Raw genomic sequence first — 22,385 nt, 5'->3', positions numbered from 1 at the left:
CTATAAATAGGGCTTATTTAAGAGCATAAAGCTTGTTTGAGCCGTCTTGATAAGATAAAATGTAAAGCTTGTTATCTTTAAAGAAAAGGCTTCTAGCATTTTTTATCTCACTTGGATAAGAGGCAACTTTACTCACTTCTTCTTTGGCAACATCGATAAGGACTATAACATTATGATTTTTACTTAGGGCGTAAATTTTACCATCTTTAAATGCCATAGAGGTGATGTATAAATCGCCTAAACTTTTACCCTCTTTGAGTGTGGCTTTTGGAGTAAATTCACCTGAAAGCACTCTATCTTTTAAGGAAACTTTAGAGATGACGAAGCTTTTTGCGTCCTTATTATTTGGCACTGTGGCTAGATAAAGGCAATTTGCATCGTTTGTCATACTAGCGATGTGGTGGAATTTTGCACGCACAGTATCAAGTCTGCCACGCCCTAAATCTTTACCCTGTCCTTCAAATTTGTCCGCACCTTTAACAAAATCAGCATACTGCAACGCTTCATCGGCATTTTCATTTTTGGCAAATCTTAAGAAAGATTTGTTCGAACCCATCAGTAAAAATTTATCTTGCATATAAGGGATAATGCCTATAATTGGGTCAATGGTCGCTGAAAAATAAGGGTCAAGCTCAAATGCACTTTTGACATTAAATTCCTCGTCCATAAATGCCACATCAAATTTAGAACTTGCTACAAATTCACCGCCTATAAAATCAAGAGTGTTGATAGGCTTGTCAAAGCTGATGTTTTGCTCACTTGTGATTTTTAAATTTTCGTCAATTTTTGCAAAAGGAGCATTTGCACTATCGTTATCAAAAACAACTCCAAGCTTTTCGCTTGCGGGAGCAAAAGCATAATCTGGTGCTTTAACATCGCGTTTTCCTAAGAAGGAAAGATTTTGCCATAGACCATCCCAGCCTTTATCGCTCCAAATGATGTATTTTGGATTAAGCGTGAATCTTACAGGGTCCCCTTGTCCAACATAAGGCGGCACACCCGTGCTAACAAAAGCTTGGAAAACATTTGAAGCCACGATGAAAGTGCTGATTAAAACCGCTGCAAAGCCAAATTTGTTAAAAGGTCTAAATTTCTCTCCCGCCATTTCTGTTTCAAACGCACTAAATTTCGGCGCAAAAGCAAAAATAACACCTAAAATAAGTACAACAGCCCAAAATACAACTTCAGCCCAAAAATAAGTATGAATGCCAAAAACGGCTAAACCAAAACCTTGGTCTAAGTCTCTATGAGCGTGATTGCCAAAATGAGCAAAAGACTGGTAAAGTCCAAAAGCTGTCATAATCAAAAGTGCGGCTAAATATTTACCCTTAAGTCCGTAACGCACGATAAAAAGAGCGATTACGCCGATGAAAATCATCGCTTCTCTTTGTCCCCAGCAAAGTGTGCAAGGGCTATCTTTTAAAACATAGCCAAAGATTAAATTTGCTATCCCAACAGGCAAAAGTATGATTAAAAAGCCTGCTAAACACATTAGAGTGTAGAAATTTTTTGTTTTATTCATTTCGCACATTTTTACTCCCTTACAAATTCATAATCGTCAAAAATGCGGTGGATTTGTGTCCAACATAATAAAAAATCATAATAACCCAAGATACCATCACCAAACCAAAAGCGAGTTTTTCTTTTTCTGGTTTTGCTAGGATTAAAATAAGGGCGATTAAAACAAGTAAAAGTTCTAAAAACTCCATTTTGTCTCCTTTGAAAATAAAAATCATAATTCTATATAAACTAAACATAAGAAAAAATTAAATTTTTGAATTAATTTGAAATTTTAACCCCCCCTTAGGCTTGTAAGGCTTTTTGAATTATTTTATAATCCCATAAATTTTTAAAGGAGAAAGAATGAGAATTTTAGCTTTAATGCTATGTTTGTTATATGCTTTATGGGCAAAGGATATGCTTATCATCGGCGTGGAAAATGAAGCGGTTAAAATCAACCCAGCTTATAGTGAGGACCACGATGCGGTGATAGGATTAATTTTTTCAGGTTTAGTGCGTTTTGATGAAAATATGAAAGTGCAGCCTGATTTAGCAAAATCTTGGAGCATTAGTCAGGATGGTTTGGTTTATGAGTTTGAGCTTAGAGATGATGTTTTGTGGCACGATGGGGTGAAATTTAGCGCCAAAGATGTGAAATTTAGCCTTGAAGCGTTTAAAAATCCTAAAAATAATGCGGAAATTTATGTTAATTTTAAGGATATTAAAAGTGTAGAAATTTTAAATGACTATAAGGTCAAAATCACGCTTTCTAAGCCTTTCGTGGCTTTTTTAGATTCTTTAAGTGCTGGGATATTGCCAGCTCACTTATTTGAAAAAGAGAACTTAAACACAAGCAAGTTCAATCAAAATCCAGTCGGCACGGGAGCTTTTAAATTTGAAAAATGGAAAAAAGGCGAGTATGTTAGTTTAAGCGCAAATGAGAATTTTTACTTGGGAAAGGTAAAGAGCAAAAAGCTTATTTTAAGGCATATTAATGATGCAAATGTCGCGGCTGTGGAGCTTAAAAATAGCAAAATTGACGCGGCTTTGATTGATTCTTCTTTGCTAAAAACTTTTGAGGGGGACAAGAAATTTAAAATTACGAGGGAGAAATCGGCTGATTATAGAGCCTTAATGTTTAATTTGGAAAATGAATTTTTAAAAGATAAAAATGTCCGTTTAGCGCTTAATTATGCGGTAAATAAACAAGCCATCGTTGATAATATTTTGCATGGATATGGTTTTGTTGCTTCGCATCCTTTGCAAAATTCTTGGGCAGCTCCTAAGGAATTTAAAAGCTATACTTATGATATGAAAAAGGCTGATGAGCTTTTGCTAAAGGCGGGTTTTAAAAAGAATGCAAAAGGTTTGTATGAGAAAAATGGCAAGGTGCTAAGTTTTGACATTTATACGATGAGTAATGACCCTTTGCGTGTAAGTTTGGCTGGAATTTTACAGAGTGAGTTTAAGAAATTTGGCGTGGAAACTAAGGTTGTGGCTAAGCCATCGGGTAGTTTTGACTATTCTAAGGTGGATAGTTTTTTAATAGGCTGGGGGAGTCCGTATGACCCGGATTTTCACACTTATAGGGTATTTGAAAGCTCACAAGATACAAATAAAAGCCCGATAGGCTGGAATTTTGGACACTATAATGATGAAAATGTGGATAAAGCTTTAGAAAAAGCGAGAAATTCACTAGATTCTAAAGAAAGAAAGAAGCATTATGCTGAATTTATCAATGCCCTTTATGAAAATCCGCCTTTCATTTTCCTTACTTATTTAGATTTTGCTTTAGTTTATGATGCGAATTTAAAGGGTGTTAAGCCTAGAATTTTAGGGCATCACGGCGTTGGTTTTACGCATAATGCTTATGAGTGGAGTAAAAATTAGTGTTTAAACGCCTTATTTTTGTGGTATTTATCGCCTTTTTTAGCACTTTTTTGTGTTTTGTAATGCTTCATTTTAGTAAGGGTAGCATTGCGTATGCAAAAGGCACAAATACCACAACTTTAGAGGCAAAAGAACGCCTTGAAAAAAGTTTTGGCTTAGATGAGCCTTTGTTAAAACAATACGGCTCTTGGCTTTCTAAGGCTTTGAGGGGAGATTTTGGAATTTCTTTAATCCACACCGAAGATGTTTTTTCTCTCATTAAAGAGCGTTTTTTAAACACTATGATTTTAAGTTTTTCCTCACTTTTCATTTTATTCTTTACTTCTTTAATGCTTGGAATTTTATGTTTGCTTTATGAAAATTCTTTTTTAGAAAAGTTGATTAATGTGATTTGTATGAGTTTTTTTGCTTTGCCTTCTTTTGCTTTGGCTTTGGTTTTTATTTTATTTTTTGGGGCATTTTTGCAAATTTTACCAAGCTCTGGCACAGCGGATATAGGTTTTGAAGATGATATGTTAAATAGAATTACGCATTTAATTATGCCTGTGAGCGTTTTGGTCTTATCACATTTGGCTGTTTTTACGCAAGTGGCTAGAACATCGTTATTTGAGAGCTATGAAAAGGTTTTTATACTCAATGCTTACGCGAGAGGTTTAAGCCAAAAAAGAATCATTTTGCATTTCACGCTTAAACACTCTTTAAGCCCTGTGATTTCATATTTTGGAGCTTGTGCTTTGAGTTTTATGATGAGCGCTTATGTGATTGAGAGTGTTTTTTCTTATGGGGGGCTTGGGAATTTGATGATTGAAAGCATTATTTTTAAGGACTATCCTGTGGTTTTGGCTTTGGTTTTAGTGAGTGTTTTATTAGCGGGGGTTTTTACTTTTTTGGCGGATTTAATTTGCGTGTTTTTAAACCCTCGTTTAAAGGGTGTTGATTGAGAGTATTTTATATTTTAAGCCCTTTATTTTTAGTGCTTTTATTAGCTTTTTTAACGCCTTTTATCAGCTCTTATAATCCAAATTTTGGCGATATTAACAAGATACACATCGCGCCAAATTTAGGGCATTTATTTGGCACAGACATTTTGGGAAGGGACTTATTTACACGCATATTTTATGCGATTAAAACCTCCTTTTTTATCGGTTTTATTAGCTCTTTTTTGACTCTGGCTTTAGCTCTTTTTTATGTGCTTTTGGCAAGACTTTTGTTCTATGAGTTTTTTATGCGTTTGCTTGATATGTTTTTGGCTCTTCCTTTTTTACTTTTAATGATGTTTTTTTCAAGTTTTATGGAGGGAAATTTCATTAGTATGGTGTTAATCATTGCCTTGACACACTGGAGTTTTGTCGCAAAACTTTTTGCAAATGAGCTAAAGAGGTTGGAAAGTTTGGAATTTTATCAAGCATCTTTAGTGCTTGGAAGCACAAAAATTCGGGCTTTTTTTAGAGATTTGCTTCCTCCTTGTTTTTCTCTTTTGTCTGTGCTTTTTGTGTTAAATATTATCCACGCCATAGGCACAGAGGCGACTTTAAGTTTTTTTGGATTAGGACTTGGTTTTGAAATCGCTAGTTTAGGAAATATTTTAAACGAGGCTTCAAAGGCTATTTTTATAGGGGCTTGGTGGATGGTAGTTTATCCACTTTTGGCTTTGCTTGTGCTTATCTTGCCGCTTTTAGCTTTGAGTGTGTATTTGAGAAAATATTTAGGCGTGAGATTATGATTTATTTAAGTGGCTTAAATTTAAGTTATGAAAAAGTAGAGCTTTTAAAAGATATTCATTTAAATTTAGAAGAGGGAAAGCATTTAGCCATTTTGGGTGAAAGTGGGAGTGGAAAAAGTCTCTTTGCAAGAGCATTAATTGCTTTGTTTCATCAAAATTATCATTTAAACGCTAAAGAATTTCTCATCAATAAAAAAAATCCTATACACCTTAAAAAAAGAGCTTTGCAAGAATTTAGAGGTGAAGTTGCTTTAATCTTTCAAGACGCGCAAAATAGCTTTTATCCTTATTTGAATTTGGGGGATATTTTTCACATCATTTTAAAAACACATACAGATTTAGATGCAAAGGAGCGTAAAAAAAGGGCTTTTGAATGTATGCAAAGGCTTGGCTTGAAAGACTTGGAGCTTTTGTGGCATTCTTTTTCGTATCAATTTAGCACAGGTATGGCAAGACGCATTGGACTTGCTTTGGCTCTTTCAAGCTCCCCAAAATATTTAATTTGTGATGAAATTACAAGCTCACTTGACAAAGAAAATGAGAAAAAAATGATAAATCTTTTAAAAAGCTTAAAAGATAGTTTAAATCTTATACTCATCACGCACGATTTACGCTTGATTTCTCTGTGTGATGAGGTTTTATTTTTCGAAAAAGGTCGTGCAAGGCAATTTAAAATGCAAGAATTTTTAAATTCACAAAATGCGTGGCTGAAAGCTTATGGGAAATTTTATGTTTGAGGTAAGAAATTTAGCTAAAAATTACACGATAAAAAGACACTGGTATCTTAAAGAAGAGCAAAAAGAAATCTTTAAAAATATCAATTTTTCTTTTAATTTGGGTGAAAATTTGCTTATTTGCGGTGAAAGCGGAGCTGGTAAAAGCACTTTAGCTAGGGTGCTTTGTGGTTTAGAAAAGCCAAGTTTTGGGGAGGTTTTTTATGAAGGGAAAAATTTACATTTAGGAGAAAATTTGCACTTTAAAAAAGCGGTGCAATATGTCTTTCAAGACCAAAAACTCGCTCTTAATCCTTATAGAAAAATCAAAAGCCTTATTAATGATGTATGGGAAAATTTTGCCTTAAAAAAAGATGAAAACTTTTTAAAAGAGCTTTTGAAGAATTTAAGTTTAAAGGAAGAATTGCTTGCGTTAAAATCAACGCAATTAAGCGGTGGAGAAGCTAGTAGAATAGGACTTTTAAGGGCTTTTTTGCTAAGCCCAAAAATTTTAATTTTAGATGAGCTAACGAGTGCTTTGGATATTTTAAATGCTTTAAAAATAATTAAGTTTTTAAAAGAATATCAAGAAAATCACGCCATTTCTTACATTTTTATCACACATCAAGAGGAATTTTTTAAAGATTTTGCGTATAAAAAAATTATCATTTAAATTTAGATTAAGTTAAAATAAAAATTTCGTAGTTTTTTTATCTTATATAAGTTTTGATATAGAAAAATTATGTAGAATTTTTATAAATAATTTTTTAACTTAAGGAAAATGAATGACTCATATGAGTGTGGCGCATCCTTATTTGGGTATTTTTATTATGCTAGTTCTTGCTAGTGTCATTTTTTTTGGTTTAGTGTTTTTGGCTTCAAAAATCGGCAATAATTTTGCCGCAAAGAACCGCAAAAAGCTAGGACTTGGAATTTATGAGTGTGGTCCTATCCCCGTTAAACAAGCAAATAAAATTAATTCTCAATTTTTCATCTTCGCTTTGATTTTTATTTTGCTTGATATTGAGGTGGTGTTTTTGTTTCCTTGGGCGTTGATTTTTAAAGATTTGGGCTGGTTTGGACTTTTGGAGATTATTATTTTTCTTGCACTTTTGGCGGTGGGATTTTTATACGCATACAAAAAAGGAGGCTTTAGATGGCAGAGCATCAAGTAAATTATGCTAGTGGTTTGCCTGTGGTTTTAACAAGTGTTGATAAGCTTGTGCAGTGGGGTAGGAGCAATTCTTTGTGGGCGTTATCTTATGGCTTGGCTTGTTGTGCGATTGAGATGATGGCAGCTGGGGGTTCAAGATATGATTTTGATAGATTTGGGACGATTTTTAGAGCCTCTCCGCGTCATAGTGAAGTGATGATAATCGCAGGGACGCTATGTAAAAAACACGCCGAATTTACACGCCGCCTTTATGATATGATGCCTGAGCCTAAGTGGGTCATTTCTATGGGAAGTTGCGCTAATACAGGTGGTATGTTTAATACCTATTCCACCGTGCAGGGTGTTGATAGGATTATACCTGTTGATATTTATGTGCCAGGTTGTGCGCCTCGTCCTGAGAGTTTTCAATTTGCTTTGATGATTTTGCAGAAAAAAATTCGCAAGGAAAAAGCTTCGCGTAAAATCGCTCCAAAAAGGTTGATTTGATGAGAAAATACACAGATAAAAAAAATGCACAATTAAAAAATTATTACGAAGATAGGTTTTACCACGCTCCGCATACGAAAAAATTGCCTGTGGAGGAGAGTGCTTTTAAAGATTATGAGGTTTTGCTTAAAAAGGAACTTGAGCTTAAGAGTTCTTTTGTGGAGCTTGATTTTTGGGTGCTAGAAATTCAAAAAGAGGACAATGTCAAGGCTTTAACCTTGCTTAAAGGCTTAGGATTTGAAGTTTTCACGGAGGCTAGTGCTGTGGATTTTGTCGCTTCAAAAAAGGGTTTTGTGGTATTTTATCAGCTTTTAAATTTAAAGCAAAAATTAAGAGTGAGGGTAAAAACTTTTGTCAGTGTAAAAGAGCGTTTGCAGAGTGTGGTTCATATTTTTAAAGGGGCTAATTGGAGCGAGAGAGAAATTTATGATATGTTTGGCATTTTTATCGTTGGACACCCAAATTTAAAGCGACTTTTAATGCCCGATGATTGGTTTGGGCATCCTTTTTTAAAGAGCTATCCTTTACAAGGTGATGAATTCGCAAAATGGTATGAGATAGATAAAATTTTTGGGAAAGAATATCGCGAAGTGGTGGGCGAAGAACAAAGAGATTCTGGCTACGCAAATGACAAAGATACGCTTAATTTTGCAAGACTTTACCACGAAACACAAAAGGGCGAAGAGCCTAAAAAAGAAAGGGCTAAGCAAGAATACCAAGAAGAAGGCGGTGTGTCTTTTGTTAAAAAGATAAGGCGCGATGAAGCAAAAATTTTAGAAAAAAGGCGTTAAAATGCAAATTCCTAGTAAATTAAAACCCTATTATGAAAATATCGCCTTTGAAAGAGAGGATTCTAAGATGATTATCAATCTTGGTCCTCAGCACCCATCAGCTCACGGGAATTTAAGACTTATCTTAGAGCTTGATGGAGAGCAAGTCGTAAAGGCGCGTCCGTGCATAGGCTATATGCACCGCGGTATGGAGAAAATGGCTGAAAATATGATTTATCAAGAATTTATCCCTACAACGGATAGAATGGATTATATCGCGGCTTCGGCAAATAATTATGCGTATTGTGCGGCAGTAGAAAAGCTTTGTGGGCTTGAAATTCCACGCCGTGCGGCTGTGATTAGAATGATACTTTTAGAGCTTAATAGAATTGCTTCGCATTTGCTTTGGCTCGCAACTCACGCTTTGGATATTGGGGCGATGAGTGTATTTTTATATTGTTTTAGAGAGCGTGAATATGTGCTTGATTTGATAGAAAGGTATTGTGGGGCAAGATTAACCCATTCTTCAATGCGTATAGGTGGAGTAATGCTTGATTTGCCTGAGGGCTTTTTAGAAGAACTTTTAGCCTTTTGTGCGAAATTTCCAAATGATGTGAAAGATTATGAAGCGCTTTTAGATGATAATCGAATTTGGCGTTTGAGAACCGAGAATGTAGGCGTTGTGAGTAAAGAACAGGCGATGAATTGGGGCTGTTCCGGCGTGATGTTAAGAGGAAGTGGGGTGTGCTATGATATCCGTAAGGAAGAGCCTTATTTGCTTTATGATGAGGTTGAGTTTGGTGTGCCTTATGCGACGCAGGGCGATTCTTATGCAAGATATAAAGTCTATATGCAAGAATTTAGAGAGAGTCTTAAAATTTTAACGCAGTGCGCTAGACTTTATAAGGACACTCCGCCAGAAATTTTGGCAAACCACCCTGAGTATGTGAGTGCTTCAAAAGAGCAAATTATGACTCAAAACTATTCTTTGATGCAGCATTTTGTCCTTATCACTCAGGGGCTTAAGCCTCCAAAAGGTGAGGTTTATGTGCCGACTGAAAGTCCTAAAGGTGAGCTTGGCTTTTTTATCCATAGTGATGGCACAAGTCGTCCTTATAGGCTTAAGGCTAGGACTCCAAGTTTTTGGCATTGTGCATTTTTTGAGGAAATGCTTGTGGGGAGCTATTTGGCTGATGTGGTGGCAATTATGGGAAATGTAAATATCGTTTTGGGTGAAATTGACAGATGAGACGGGTGGATTTAAGGAAAAGCAAGGATTTGTTTGAAGATTTGGCTCTTTTGCTTCAAGAGGCTAAACAGGGTGAAGTTTTGGTTGTGCTTTTTGAGATAGGAGATTTTAGCCCTGTTGAAAGAAGTTTTGCTTTTGTTAAGGAGCAAAATTGTGAGCTTTTAAATTCCTTGAAATTTAATGAGGTGGATTGGAGTATAGTGATAAAAAAGGTGAAAATATGAAAGCGCTTTGTTTTGTTAATATGCTTTCTTTGAAAAATAAAGCTTTATGTGAAAGCTTAAGGGATAGTGTTAATATTTCTTGCCTTGAAGATAAGGCTTTTAAAGCGAGATTTTATAAATGTGAAATTGAAAGTGCGAGTTTTGTTTTGGCTCTTCTTTGTAAGCTTTATAAGCCTTTAGAATTTGAAGCTTTAGATGAGGGATATTTGAGTGCTGAGTCTTGCTTTGGGGAAGATGAGGCTTTGGAGGTGCTTGATTTTCTTAAAGATTGTGAGGCTTTGATTTTTGATGAGGGTTTAAAAAAACACAAGGATTATGAAAATATTAAATATTTTTTAAATTTCTTAAGTAAGGAATTTGGTTTGGAGCTTTTGGATAGCAAGGGCGTAAAATGTGAATTTAAAGATGTGATTTTAAAAGAATTAAAAGAGCTTGATAATTATGATGGTTTAGTGCTTTTTAATGCGCCTTTAAAAGATAAATTGCTTCACGCTTCAAGGCAATTTTTACTTGTGGCTAAGTGTCAAAATGAAGCTTTGGTCGAGCTTGAAGGTAAAAATTTAAAGATAGAAACAAAGATTGTTTTGGATGAAAATTTGCAAGGGACTATTGCTTTTTTAAATTATGAAAATACAAATGAGGATTTTGTAAAAATTAGGCTAAAGGAACTACAATGAGGGTAAAAATTAATGGCATAGAATGCGATTTTAATGAGGGTGAAACAATTTTAAATATCGCAAGAAAAAATGATATTTTTATCCCTGCCATTTGTTATCTTTCAGGTTGTAGTGCAACTTTAGCTTGTAGAATGTGTATGGTGGAAGCCGATGGTAAAAAGGTTTATGCCTGTAACACTAAGGCTAAAGATGGTATGGTTGTGGAGAGTGATTTGCAAAATCTTTGGGATGAGAGAAATGAAATTATGCAAGCATACTGCATTAATCACCCTTTGCAATGTGGTGTTTGTGATAAGTCCGGAGAATGTGAGCTTCAAAATTTTACACACAAAGCAAGGGTAAATACTCAAAAACACTGGATACAAGATACGCACAAGCCTCATAAAGAATGGGGCTTTATTAATTATGACCCTGCGCTTTGCATTGTTTGTGAGCGTTGTGTAACTGTGTGTAAAGATAAGATAGGTGAGAGTGCCTTAAAAACAACTCCAAGAGGTGGGGCGACTGTGGATGCGAGTTTTAAGGAAAGTATGGGAAAAGACGCTTATGCGATTTGGACAAAATTTCAAAAAAGTTTAATTGCTCCAGTGGCAGGAGAAAGGCTTGATTGTTCTTTTTGCGGGGAATGCGCGAGCGTGTGTCCTACAGGAGCTTTAATAGGGGCTAAATTTCAATACACTTCAAACATTTGGGAGCTTAAAAGAATTCCCGCTTCAAATCCACATTCAAGTGATTGCGAATTGCTTTATTATGACATTAAGCAAAGCGGTATAGCTGTGCAAAAGCCTAAAATTTATAGGGTGAGCAACGACTTTTCTTTTGCGACTTTAAACAAGGCTGCAAGATATGGGTTTGATACCCAAAATGAAGCTTTTAAAGACGAAAAGGCTTTTAAAGTGTTGTGCGAAAAAATTCAAAATGGTGTGATTAAAAATATTAAATTTAATAGTTTCATCACAAATGAGGAAGCTTTCATTTTGCAAAATTTAAAGAAAAAATTTAATCTTAATTTATTAAACGATGAAGCGTTGAAATTTAAGGAATTTTTGGAGGAATTTATACAAAATGCGGGTGAATTTTATAGTGCTAGTAGTGAAGATATTGTAAAGAGTGATTTTATCGTGGTAGCTGGAATGGCGTTGCGTTATGATGCACCAAGCTTAAGTTATAAAATTAATAATGCTTTAGTGATGAATAAGGGTTCGGGACTTTATTTTCATCTTTTCAAAGATAAGGGCGTGGAGAAATATTCTAAAAATTTTCTTTCCTTTACGCACAAAAGTGGAGAAGAAGAGCAAATTCTTTACTATTTGCTTCAAAAATTTAGCACAGATGAGCTGATAAAAGAGCGTTTAAAAGGTTTTTTTGTCGAAGAGGAAAAGGAAATTGAAGAAAGTATAAATGAGGAAGTGAGTGAATTTGTAACTGAAAAAAATGAAGAGGGCGAAGAAATTCAAAAAGAAGTAAAGAAAAGTGTGGTAAAAAAAGTTAAAAAAACTATCCTTGTAAATCGTAGTATTTTTGCCAAAAATTTGGGATTTGATGAGGATAAGGTGGAGGATTTATTACTAAAGAAAACGCGTTTTACTCTTGTGGTTGGGAGCGATTTTTATTTTAGTAAAAAAGCAAAAAAACTTGCCAAATTACTTGCTCTCATTCAAAAAACAACGCCTTTTCAAATTTTCTTAAATCCTACGCACACAAATACTTTGGGTGTAGCTTTGCTATGCGATTTAGATAAAGAGGCACAAAGTGGCGAAATTCTAGGCTATAACGAAAAGGGAGATTTTAGTTTTTCTTATGAAGAACATTGTGATTTGGCGAGTGCAAGTTTAAATCAGCAAGAAGGCACTTTTTTAAATTACGATAAAAGAGTTGTGCCGACAAATGTTGCTTTAGAATTTGGGGGCTATTTTTTAAACGATGTGGCAAATGCTTTAGGATTTGATGAGGAATATACCATTGATTATACGCAAAAATTTCCTATAAATAAGGGTTTTTCTCCCATTGCTTTTGATAATTTAGATAATTTTTATACAAATGGTGGAGAAAATAAAAGAGGTTATGTGCTTAATGTATCTTGCTATGAAAAAACACCAAATTTAAATTACGAAGAGCCAGAATTTAATGCTTTGGATATTAAAGATGAAATTTTGCTTTATAGTGCAAATCCTAGTTATCAATTTGGGCGTTTTTCTAATAGAGCAAGTGCTTTAAATGAGGTGATTTTTTTAGGGCTTAGTGAAGATTTAGCACTTAAATTTGGTGTTAAGGATAAGGATTTGATTAAGCTTAAAGTAAAAGATAAGGCGTTAAGTTTAAGTGTAAGGGTGGATAAGGATTTGGTTGGAGCGGCTTATTTGCCTTATTTTGATGAAAAGATAGACACTTTAAGCTTTTTTGAAGAAAGAGTTTTGAAAGCAAGTTTGGAGAAAATAGGGGGAAGCGATGAGTGAGCTGGGTTTTTTTATTTTGGAAAGCTTGATTAAGTGCCTTTTTGTTTTGGCTATTTTTGCGACTTTAGCGGGTTTTGCAACTTATGCCGAAAGAAAGGTGTTGGCGTATTTTCAAAGACGCATTGGGCCTGATATGGTGGGTCCTTTTGGACTTGTTCAGCTTGTTGCGGATATGATAAAGCTTTTTACAAAAGAGGATATTATCCCCTCAAATTCACAAAAACTCATTTTTGCTATCGCCCCTTTAATAGCCGCTATTTGTGCATTTGTTTCTTTGGCGGCGATTCCTATGCTTCCAGAATTCACACTTTTTGGACACACTATTCGTCCTATTATTGCGGATATTAATGTCGCCTTGCTTTTTGTTATCGGCACTTCGGGGCTTTGCTTTTATGCGATATTTTTAGGTGGTTTAGCGAGTAATAATAAATATTCCATCATAGGTGGAGCTAGGGCTTTGGTGGCAATTATTTCTTATGAAAGTGTGGGAGCTTTGGCTTTGGTGGCTGTGGTGATGTTGGTCGGTTCTTTTTCGTTGATTGAAATTAATAATTATCAAAGTGATGGCATTTTATCTTGGCTTATTTTTAAGCAGCCTCTTGCTTTTGTGCTTTTCGTCATCGCTCTTTTTATAGAGACAAATCGCACTCCGCTTTGTTTGACGGAAAATGAGGCTGATATTGTTTCAGGTTATGGGACGGAGTATTCCGGACTTCGCTGGGGTATGTTTTTTATAGGAGAATATGCCTCGATGATAGCTGGAGCTATTTTAATCACACTTTTATTTTTAGGGGGATTTAATGATTTTTATTTTATCCCCGGATGGATTATGATGATTTTAAAGTCGAGCTTCATTTTCTTTTGGTATTTTTGGGCTAGGGCGGCTTTTCCGCAGTTGCGTCCTGACCAAGTGATGAGAATGTGCTATTTAATTCTCATTCCTTTAGCGGTTCTAAATTTATTAATAACCGCTTTATTCGTGCTTTTATAGGGGGTTTGATGTATTATTTAATCGATGAGAAAAGGAAAAATCCACAAACTGCGTGGGAGAAAATCGCAAGGGCTTTAAAGCGTAGCTTAAAATTAGAGCTTTTTGTGGGTTTGTGGGTGGTAATGCGTGAGTTTTTAAAGCGAGGAAATTCCGCGACAATTAAATACCCCTTTGAGAAAGTAAAGCTTGATAATCGTTACCGTGCTGTGCATAGATTAATGCGTTTTATTGAGAGTGAAAATGAGCGTTGTATAGGCTGTGGATTATGTGAAAAAATTTGCATTAGTAATTGTATAAGGATGGAAACTTCACTAGATGAAAATGGACGCAAAAAGGCAAATGATTATAGTATTAATCTTGGGCGTTGTATTTATTGTGGTTTTTGTGCGGAAGTTTGCCCAGAACTTGCCATAGTGCATGGCGTTGAGTATGAAAATGCTGCAGAGCAAAGGTCATATTTTGGTTATAAGGAAGATTTTTTAACGCCAATTGATAAGCTTAAAAATCAGGTTGAATTCGAGGGTTCAGGCTCTCTTAGAAAAGATGCGGATTGTTTTGTGAAAAAAACGCCAAATTATTACGAGATTGAAACACAAAGGAGAAGTGATGATTGAAAATTTGGGATTTTATTTTTTCTCTTTTGTAGTTTTAGGCTTTTTTTTAATCGCCGTTTTAAGTAAAAATATGCTTTATGCTCTTTCGGCTTTAGCTGGGGGAATGGTATTTTTATCAAGTTTTTATTTTATGCTTGATGCGGAGTTTTTAGGCGTGATACAAATCATTGTTTATAGTGGAGCTGTGCTTGGAATTTATAGTTTTGCGATGATGTTTTTTGATGCTTCAAAAAATTTTAAAGAAAGATTAAAATTTAAAAAGAGCTTTTTTGTTTTGATTACTCTTAGTTTGGTAGGGTTTTTTGCAAGTTTTGCAAGTTTTAAATTAGGTGCTGTAAATGGCGATTTGCCATTTATTGATACAGCCTTGTTTGATTTAAATAAACAACTTGCTTTAGCGATTTTTTCTAAATATTTATTAGCTTTCGAATTTATTGCTCTTTTGCTTTTAATCGCCCTTGTTTGTGCTGTTGTTTTAACTCACAAGAAACTTATTGAGGAAAAGCAATGATAGAAAAATACCTTTTTATAGCTTTATTAATGTTTATTATAGGACTTGTAGGGATATTAAGAAGGCAAAATTTAATTATGCTTTTTATATCGAGTGAGATTTTGCTTAATGCTGCAAATTTAGCGCTTATCGCCGCTTCAAAGGCACATAATGATTTAAATGGACAAATTTTTGCCCTTTTTGTAATGGCGATAGCCGCAGCTGAGGTAGCCGTTGGGGTGGCTTTATGTGTGCTTTGGTATAGAAAAACAGGCACATTGGAGCTTAAAAGCTTAAAAGAAGTGGAGGATTAATATGCAAAATTTAGCCTTGATTTCTCTTTTTGCACCCTTTGCATCCTTTTTGATTGCTAGTGTGTTTTCCTTGCGTCAAAAAAGTATTTTGCTTGGGTTTGTTTGCTCTTTGCTTATCGCTTTAAGTGCGGTGTCTTCCTTAGTTTTATTTTTTGAAAATACAAGTTTTAATATAACGCTTTTTGAGTGGTTTGTAGGGGTAAATTTTGGTTTTGATATTGACGCTATTTCTTTAAGTATGATGAGTGTTGTGGGTATAGTCGCAACTTGTGTGCATTTTTATAGTATTTTTTATATGCAAGAAGATGAGGGTTTTAATAAATTTTTTGCTTATCTTGGGCTTTTTGTTTTCTCTATGCTTTTTCTGGTGATGAGTGATAATTTTTTAGGACTTTTTGTTGGTTGGGAAGGTGTTGGACTTTGCTCTTGGCTTTTGATTGGTTTTTGGTATAAAAATGACAAATATTCTTTTGCGGCAAATGAAGCTTTTATAATGAATAGAATTGCAGATTTGGGAATGTTGCTTGGAATTTTTTGGCTTTATTTGCAAGCTGGAACGCTAAAATATAGCGAGGTTTTTGCTATGGCGAGTGGTTTAGAGCATAGTGCTTTAATTCTTATTGCAACTTGTCTTTTTATCGGTGCGATGGGTAAATCCGCACAATTTCCACTTCACACTTGGCTTGCCGATGCGATGGCGGGACCTACGCCTGTTTCCGCACTTATCCACGCGGCGACTATGGTTACAGCTGGGGTATATTTAGTGATAAGAGCTGGTGGAATTTATGATTTAGTGCCTGAAGTGGGTTATGCTATTGCTCTTTTGGGTGCTTTTGTGGCGCTTTTTGTTGCTTCTTTAGCTTTGGTGGCAAGAGACTTAAAGCGCATAATTGCTTATTCTACCCTTTCACAACTTGGCTATATGTTTGTTGCGGCTGGGCTTGGGGCTTATGCTTTGGCTTTGTTTCATTTAGCCACACACGCTTTTTTCAAATCCTTACTTTTTTTAGGTGCTGGTAATGTGATGCACGCGATGAATGATGAGCTTGATATTAAAAAAATGGGTGGATTAGCCAAACCTTTAAAAATCACAGCGATTTTTATGAGCATTGCCTCTTTAGCTTTGGCAGGAATTTATCCTTTTGCTGGATTTTTCTCTAAAGATTTGATTTTAGGTTTTTCTTTTATTAGCTTTCATCACGGAATTTTCTTAACACTTTTAATCGCCGCTTTTATGACAGCTTTTTATAGTTTTAGACTTTTAATGCTTGTGTTTTTCACGCCAAAAAGACATCAGTATCATCCGCACGAAGCAAGTAAGATTGCCCTTTTTGCTATGAGTCCTTTGGTGATTTTAGCTTTTATTTCAGGCTTTTTTGAGCATAGTTTTTTAGAGTATCTTAGCACTAAACTTATTTTCATTGACGCACAAAATTCTTTAGTGATGATTTTAGCCAGTGTCGCTGCGGTGCTTGGTGTGCTTTTGGCTATTTTAGCTTATCGATTTTCTTGGTTTAAGGAAAACATTGAGGAAAAAAGCGTGTATAAACTTTTGCAAAATGATTATTTTATCCCGCGTTTTTACCATCATTTTATCGTGGGAAAATATACTTTACTTTGCAAATTTGCAAGAAAATTTGATGTGGGAGTGCTTGATTGTTTTATAAAAGAAATTTGTGCGTTTGTGCTTAAATTTTCACATAAAATTCTTATGCCAAATAGTCTTAGCTTAATGCTTTATTTTATGATAGGAGCTTTTGTGGTGTTATTTCTTTTGGTGTGGGGGTTATAGATGTTAAATATTTTGATTTTCTTTCCTTTGCTTGTCGCTTTTTTGAGCTTATTTCTAGGGCGTGGCGGGGTTAAAATTTTTAGTGTAGTGGCAAGTTTGCTAGTTTTAGGACTGAATTTACACATTTTTTACGATTTTTTACAAGGTGTAAATTTTGAAAGTCATTTTACTTTAGGTTTTGCGAAATTTTTTAGTTTTCATATCGGTGTTAATGCCATATCTTTGAGCTTAATGCTACTTTGTTCTTTAATGATATTTTTAAGTTTTTTATTTTTAAAGATTGAAGATAAGGCAATTATTAGTGCGATTTTCTTTTTAGAATTTGCGATGATGGGGCTTTTTAGTGCCTTAGACGCTTTGCTTTTTTATGTCTTTTGGGAATTTTCTCTTTTGCCTTTAATTTATATTTTGGGCGTGTATGGCAAGGATTTTAAGGCGGGGATTAAATTTTTCATCTATGCTTTTGCAGGTTCTATTTTAATGCTCATAGCCATACTTTATCAAGCATATTTGACTCAACAAGTTTTGGGAATTTTTACTTTTGATTTGGAGCTTTGGAAAAATAATGTTTCCGTTACCCCACTTTCACAGCAAATTTTGCTTTTCTTAGCTTTTTTTGCCGCGTTTGCCATTAAAGCCCCTTTATTTCCTTTGCACACTTGGGCGCCAAAAGTTTATGCAAATTCGCCTATTCTGGTTTCTGTAATGCTTGTCGCTTTTAAAATGGCGCCTTTTGGCTTTTTACAATTTTGTCTGCCACTTTTTCCCGATGCAAGCGTATATTTAATGCCTTTTGTGTTGGTTTTATGTATCGTAAGTGTGATTTATTGCGCACTTATAGCCTTTAAAACGCAGGACTTAAAAGAACTGATTGCTTATAGCTCAATTTCACATATTGGCATTATGGTGGCAGGGATTTTTACTTTTAGTATTTTTGGGATTAGTGGAGCTGTTTTTTATATGTTTGCACACGGCTTGGTTACGGGAGCTTTATTTTTATTAGCAGAGCTTTTAGTTGAAAAATGTGGCACAAGTGAGATTGGATTGCTTCATTCTTTATCAAACAAGGCTCCGGGTTTTGCCATCTTTTTCGCTTTAGTTTTACTCGCTAGTGTTTCTTTGCCTTTAACCATCTCTTTTGTGGGCGAGTTTTTGGTGCTTTTGGCTTTAGCAAAGATTAATATTTTCTTTGCTTTATCTGCAGGGTTTGTGGTCATTTTAGGTGCGATTTATATGTTGGCAGTATTTAGAAAAATCTTTTTTATGCAGGGGCAAAGCACTATATCAAATTTTAGGCTTAAAATGCGAGAAATTTTAGCTCTAATTCCCATCGTTGCTTTAATTTTTTATTTGGGTATCGCTCCAAATATTTTATTAAAACCTTTGCAAGATGAGGCTAGAGCTTTGCAAGAGATTATGGAGTTAAGAGTGGTAGAGCAAGATAGTGTGGATTTTTTAAACGGAGGGCGTGATGAGTGAATTTTTAAATGGAGTGAATTTAAATATCGACTTAGCATATCCTTTTTTATTTTTAATTGTTGCGGCGATTATTTTATTGCTTTGTAGTGCTTTTTATAGATTGAAAGCAAATTTTTACGCTAGTTTAAGTTTATTAGCCTTAATGGCAAGTTTTTTCTTAGAGCTTTCTAATGTCAATGCTTTTGGCTTTAGTGCCTCTGCTTTCTTAGGCACTTTGAATAATGATTTTATCGCATTTTTTGCTAATTGCGTGATTTTGCTCTTTTCATTTTTATATCTCTTAATGGATAAAGAAGAGCGTGTGGGTGAATTTTATGCTTTATTTTTGTTTATGGTAGCCTCTTTAATGCTTATGGTTTCAAGCTGGAATTTACTTTTGATTTTTATAGGACTTGAAGCTTCCTCCTTGGCGTTTTATACGCTTATCGCAATGCAAGGACACAAAAATGCAATTTCTTCCGCGCTTAAATATTTTAGTGTCGCGGCTGTGGGGAGTGGCTTTTTTGTTTTGGCTTGTGCTTTTATTTATCTTAAAACGGGAAATTTTGATTTAACTTTGGCTTTAACTGCTGCACAAAAGGATATTTGGCTTTTGAGTGCTGGTGTGTTAATTTTCATTCTTTGCGCTATTAAACTTTCCTTAGCACCTTTTCATTTTTGGTTACGCGATGTTTATTATGCAAGTCATTCTAATTTAGTTGCTTTTATTTCTGTTGTTCCTAAGATAGCGATGTTTGCGGTTCTTATAAGATTATTTGATTTTTTTAATCATACGAAATTTGATAAAATCATCATTATTTTAGCGGTTTTTTCTATGATAGTGGCTTCGTTAGTAGCCTTAAGTCAAAAAGATGTAAAAAAAATGCTTGCTTATTCTTCTGTAACGCAGTCTTCTTTCGTATTGGCAGCACTTGCGCCTATGCTAAGTATTGAGCTTGGGAGTGATTTAAGCTTTGTTTTTTGGGTGGTTTTTGGCTATTGGGTTTTATTTGCTTTTGCAAATTATGGTTTATTTTTGGTTTTAAGCACTTTGAAAAAAAGTTCTTTTGAGGCTTTGAATTCTTTATCAATTACCAAGCCGTTTTTAGCTTTTGCTTTAGGAATTTGTGCGATTTCTTTGGCTGGAATTCCCCCTTTTGGGCTTTTTTGGGGTAAATTTATGGTATTAAAATCTTTAGTGGATAATGATTTGACATATTTAGCACTTTTTGTTGCCTTAGCGTCTGTGCTTATGCTTTATAATTATTTAAAGCTTATCATCCATTCTTTTTTCATTAGAGGAACAAAGGTGGGCGAGGATACTTATAAAGATTTAGAATGGGGGCAAAAATTCACTTTAGCACTTTGTATTATTGTAAATATTTTTGCCTTAGTGTTGATGTTATAAGAGTTTTGCTATAATTTTTATATGAGAATTTTATTTTTATTATTTTTAAGTGTTTTTTCAGCTTTTTCTTTTGAGCTTGTGGTAAATTCTGGGCGTGAAGAAAATGAGCCTTTTGCCATTTTGCATACGAAAAATGACGATGAGTTTAGCTGTATGCAAAAGATTGATGCGGCGAAGGTCTTTTTTGAGTGCGAAATTCCTGGTGTGGTTAGCAACGAATTAAAAAATCAAAATTTTGCCCTTTTTGACATTAAATTTCAAAAGGAAGAGCAAAAGATTAGAATGTTTATCTTTCCAAAAACTAGTGCAAAAATGTTTAATCTTTCTCAAAATATTTATAAAGATAAAGAATTAAGCGCCTTAAATTCGCATCACTCTAAGCAATTTACTTTTGTTTTTTCTCATCAAGTGATGACAAATAATATTTATGATGGTTTGGATTTTGATATTATTTTTCCGCACGAGTCTTTGCCATTTGTAGGGGCGCTTGATTTAAACTCAGACCCAGTTGTTATCCCTCAAAGTGCGGACATTAATACCTACTTACGCATTAAAAATGAATTTGAGAAAGGGAATTTTACTCAGGTTATCACAGATGCACAAAATGCTATTATGCGTTATAAAGGTAGCATTTTTATGAGCGAATTTATCCTTTATAAGCTTAGGGCGCAAAGTGAGCTTTATACGCAAAATCCAAGCATAAGAGACCAGCAAATTTTAGAAAAAATGATAGATGAAATTAAAAATTACACAAGAACTTTCACCAGCGATAAAAATTATGCAGAAATTTTGCACATTATGCTTAAAACTTATATTGCGTTGTCGCAAAGAAAAGATGTTGATTATACGATGTCGATTTTAGAAAATGAACTTCCCAAAAATGACTTTACTCAACTTTCTCGTCTTGAGTATGCGGATTATATTTATCATCTTAATGAGGTAGATAGGGCGATTAAAATTTATGAAGATATTTATTTTAACACCGATAATTTAAATCTTGCCTCAAGAGCTGCTATGGCTTTGGCAAAGGATTTTCTGGCAAATAATAATGCTTTTAAAGCAAAAGAATTTATCAATACCATTTTAAAGGCTAATCCAAGTTATTTTGGTGAAGATATTACGCGTTCTTTAGAACTTGCCAAGCTTTTTTATGCGATGAAAGATTATGATTTAAGCTCACAAATTTACACGCACACTTTTTCCAAAATGCCTAGAATTGACGAACGCTATGAGGAAACTTTAAAAAATTTATCTTTAGCTTTAGCACAAAATTCCAAGGCTATTGAGGCGAAAAAGTATATCGACTTATATCTTAATGAGTATTACGATGGTAAATATTTGGATGAGATAAAAAAGGCAAGCGATGAAGTTTTTTTTGCTGTTGGTGATGATAATGCCACTCTTTTGCACACGCGTTATAAAGATTTAATGAAAGAGTATGAGGCAAAGGATAAAAATATTGCTAATAAAGCTTTGGATGAAGATGTGAAGCTTTATTTTAAAGAAAAAGATTATCCCGCTATCTTGGCTTATAAAAATGCTGTTGAGGCAAGTAAATTGACTAATGCGACCAAGCTTTTGGAAATGGCAGCAGTGGAGGAATTAAAGGCGGAACTTAAAAAAGATGAGTGTATAAAGGCTGTGAAGATTTTTACGGAATTTAGTGCGTATGAGATAGGACAAAAGATAGACAATAAAAAGCAAATGCTTGCTTGTTTGCAAAGAACTTCTAATATAAATCAAGCCTTAGATTATATCGATAAAAACGCTCACGAAGATAGCATTTTTTATCATCTTCAAAAGGCAAAAATTTATTTTGATAGTAAAAAATATACCCAAAGTATCGCTTTGACTAAAGATATAAGTAATTCTAGGGTTTTAAAGAGTGAGGAGGAGGAATTTAGTGCGTATTATTTGCAGTTTGTTTCTCTTTTGCGTTTAAATCATTATAATGAAGCGATTAAAATTTTACAAATTTTAGAGAGCTTTCCTATGAATTTTACTATGGTTGAGGCTTATGATGAGCTTATTTCTTTTGCTAAAGACAAGGGTATGATAACGACTATTTTGACCTATGCGCCTAAGGCGATTGATTATCAAAATTTTAAAGGAATTAATCTTTTTAGTCCAAATTTAGAATTTGTTTATCTAGACGCTTTGCAAAAAAATGCCCAATACGACAAAGCTTTAGAACTTTTAAAAGATTTAATTAAGCTCAAGCTTTCTCCTAGTGATAAGGCAAGAGTGCTTTATGCAAGAAGTCAAATTTATGAAAAATTAAATAATATCAACGCTCAAAAGCAAAGTCTTAAAGAATGTTTGGAAGTAAATGGTGAGTCAAATTGGCAGAATTTATGCAGGGAAAAAAATGCCTTGCTTAAAAATTAATAAGTCGGTATAGCCAAGATTGAAATGTAGAATGAGCCGACTAAAGAGTAATTAGTAATGAAAAATAA

At 34.4% G+C, this 22,385-nt stretch carries 22 protein-coding genes; 20 read left to right on the top strand and 2 right to left on the bottom strand.

The window, feature by feature from the left end:
- Positions 1–13 precede the first annotated feature (13 nt).
- Positions 14–1,531 carry a disulfide bond formation protein DsbI gene (dsbI, locus tag CHELV3228_RS07765; RefSeq protein ID WP_082200445.1) on the bottom strand — a complete coding sequence of 506 codons (1,518 nt, stop codon included), beginning with the start codon at positions 1,529–1,531 and terminating at the stop codon, positions 14–16.
- Positions 1,532–1,541: 10 nt separating this feature from the next.
- A complete protein-coding gene (gene dba / locus CHELV3228_RS07760) occupies positions 1,542–1,709 on the bottom strand; it encodes a disulfide bond formation protein Dba (protein WP_082200444.1) in 168 nt (55 codons plus the stop codon).
- Between the two features lie 154 nt (positions 1,710–1,863).
- Here dba and CHELV3228_RS07755 point away from each other — a divergent pair, with 154 nt between their 5' ends.
- The 20 genes from CHELV3228_RS07755 (at position 1,864) to CHELV3228_RS07660 (ending at position 22,317) form a co-directional block, all read left to right on the top strand.
- Entirely contained in the window at positions 1,864–3,390 is a 1,527-nt protein-coding gene (locus CHELV3228_RS07755; protein ID WP_082200443.1) for an ABC transporter substrate-binding protein, read from the top strand.
- Positions 3,390–4,331 carry an ABC transporter permease gene (locus tag CHELV3228_RS07750; protein ID WP_082200442.1) on the top strand — a complete coding sequence of 314 codons (942 nt, stop codon included), beginning with the start codon at positions 3,390–3,392 and terminating at the stop codon, positions 4,329–4,331. The genes CHELV3228_RS07755 and CHELV3228_RS07750 overlap by 1 nt, the downstream gene beginning before the upstream one ends.
- Entirely contained in the window at positions 4,328–5,113 is a 786-nt protein-coding gene (locus CHELV3228_RS07745) for an ABC transporter permease (protein WP_082200441.1), read from the top strand. Before CHELV3228_RS07750 ends, CHELV3228_RS07745 begins: the two co-directional genes overlap by 4 nt.
- A complete protein-coding gene (locus tag CHELV3228_RS07740; protein WP_234980974.1) occupies positions 5,014–5,850 on the top strand; it encodes an ATP-binding cassette domain-containing protein in 837 nt (278 codons plus the stop codon). The genes CHELV3228_RS07745 and CHELV3228_RS07740 overlap by 100 nt, the downstream gene beginning before the upstream one ends.
- Positions 5,843–6,499 carry an ABC transporter ATP-binding protein gene (locus CHELV3228_RS07735; RefSeq protein WP_082200439.1) on the top strand — a complete coding sequence of 219 codons (657 nt, stop codon included), beginning with the start codon at positions 5,843–5,845 and terminating at the stop codon, positions 6,497–6,499. Before CHELV3228_RS07740 ends, CHELV3228_RS07735 begins: the two co-directional genes overlap by 8 nt.
- A 112-nt stretch (positions 6,500–6,611) precedes the next feature.
- Positions 6,612–7,001 (top strand): NAD(P)H-quinone oxidoreductase subunit 3, encoded by a 390-nt coding sequence (locus tag CHELV3228_RS07730; protein ID WP_082200438.1) that lies wholly within the window; start codon positions 6,612–6,614, stop codon positions 6,999–7,001.
- Positions 6,983–7,486, top strand: a complete 504-nt coding sequence (locus CHELV3228_RS07725) for a NuoB/complex I 20 kDa subunit family protein (protein ID WP_082200437.1) — start codon at positions 6,983–6,985, stop codon at positions 7,484–7,486. Before CHELV3228_RS07730 ends, CHELV3228_RS07725 begins: the two co-directional genes overlap by 19 nt.
- Entirely contained in the window at positions 7,483–8,277 is a 795-nt protein-coding gene (locus CHELV3228_RS07720) for an NADH-quinone oxidoreductase subunit C (RefSeq protein WP_167562806.1), read from the top strand. The genes CHELV3228_RS07725 and CHELV3228_RS07720 overlap by 4 nt, the downstream gene beginning before the upstream one ends.
- A gap of 1 nt (position 8,278) precedes the next feature.
- Positions 8,279–9,505 carry an NADH dehydrogenase (quinone) subunit D gene (gene nuoD, locus CHELV3228_RS07715; protein WP_082200435.1) on the top strand — a complete coding sequence of 409 codons (1,227 nt, stop codon included), beginning with the start codon at positions 8,279–8,281 and terminating at the stop codon, positions 9,503–9,505.
- Positions 9,502–9,729: an NADH-ubiquinone oxidoreductase subunit E family protein gene (locus CHELV3228_RS07710; protein ID WP_082200434.1), complete on the top strand. Its 228-nt coding sequence runs from the start codon at positions 9,502–9,504 to the stop codon at positions 9,727–9,729. Before nuoD ends, CHELV3228_RS07710 begins: the two co-directional genes overlap by 4 nt.
- A complete protein-coding gene (locus CHELV3228_RS07705; protein ID WP_082200433.1) occupies positions 9,726–10,406 on the top strand; it encodes an NADH dehydrogenase in 681 nt (226 codons plus the stop codon). Before CHELV3228_RS07710 ends, CHELV3228_RS07705 begins: the two co-directional genes overlap by 4 nt.
- The gene (locus CHELV3228_RS07700) at positions 10,403–12,862 is read left to right on the top strand and encodes an NADH-quinone oxidoreductase subunit G (RefSeq protein WP_082200432.1); all 2,460 of its coding nucleotides are present in this window, start codon (positions 10,403–10,405) and stop codon (positions 12,860–12,862) included. The genes CHELV3228_RS07705 and CHELV3228_RS07700 overlap by 4 nt, the downstream gene beginning before the upstream one ends.
- Positions 12,855–13,853, top strand: coding sequence for an NADH-quinone oxidoreductase subunit NuoH (gene nuoH, locus CHELV3228_RS07695; RefSeq protein WP_082200431.1), 999 nt, complete (start codon positions 12,855–12,857; stop codon positions 13,851–13,853). The genes CHELV3228_RS07700 and nuoH overlap by 8 nt, the downstream gene beginning before the upstream one ends.
- A gap of 8 nt (positions 13,854–13,861) precedes the next feature.
- Positions 13,862–14,467 carry an NADH-quinone oxidoreductase subunit NuoI gene (gene nuoI, locus CHELV3228_RS07690; protein WP_082200430.1) on the top strand — a complete coding sequence of 202 codons (606 nt, stop codon included), beginning with the start codon at positions 13,862–13,864 and terminating at the stop codon, positions 14,465–14,467.
- Positions 14,460–14,978: an NADH-quinone oxidoreductase subunit J gene (locus tag CHELV3228_RS07685; RefSeq protein ID WP_082200429.1), complete on the top strand. Its 519-nt coding sequence runs from the start codon at positions 14,460–14,462 to the stop codon at positions 14,976–14,978. Before nuoI ends, CHELV3228_RS07685 begins: the two co-directional genes overlap by 8 nt.
- Positions 14,975–15,271: an NADH-quinone oxidoreductase subunit NuoK gene (gene nuoK, locus CHELV3228_RS07680; RefSeq protein WP_082200428.1), complete on the top strand. Its 297-nt coding sequence runs from the start codon at positions 14,975–14,977 to the stop codon at positions 15,269–15,271. Before CHELV3228_RS07685 ends, nuoK begins: the two co-directional genes overlap by 4 nt.
- Before the next feature lies 1 nt (position 15,272).
- Positions 15,273–17,063, top strand: coding sequence for an NADH-quinone oxidoreductase subunit L (gene nuoL / locus CHELV3228_RS07675; RefSeq protein ID WP_082200427.1), 1,791 nt, complete (start codon positions 15,273–15,275; stop codon positions 17,061–17,063).
- The gene (locus tag CHELV3228_RS07670) at positions 17,064–18,542 is read left to right on the top strand and encodes an NADH-quinone oxidoreductase subunit M (protein WP_082200426.1); all 1,479 of its coding nucleotides are present in this window, start codon (positions 17,064–17,066) and stop codon (positions 18,540–18,542) included.
- The gene (locus tag CHELV3228_RS07665) at positions 18,535–19,929 is read left to right on the top strand and encodes an NADH-quinone oxidoreductase subunit N (protein ID WP_082200425.1); all 1,395 of its coding nucleotides are present in this window, start codon (positions 18,535–18,537) and stop codon (positions 19,927–19,929) included. Before CHELV3228_RS07670 ends, CHELV3228_RS07665 begins: the two co-directional genes overlap by 8 nt.
- Before the next feature lie 21 nt (positions 19,930–19,950).
- A complete protein-coding gene (locus CHELV3228_RS07660) occupies positions 19,951–22,317 on the top strand; it encodes a DUF7494 domain-containing protein (protein ID WP_082200424.1) in 2,367 nt (788 codons plus the stop codon).
- The last annotated feature ends 68 nt before the right edge of the window (positions 22,318–22,385 follow it).

Origin of the sequence: Campylobacter helveticus (genome assembly GCF_002080395.1) — a bacterium.
GTDB lineage: Bacteria > Campylobacterota > Campylobacteria > Campylobacterales > Campylobacteraceae > Campylobacter_D > Campylobacter_D helveticus.
This window is presented reverse-complemented; position numbering and strand designations above follow the sequence as displayed.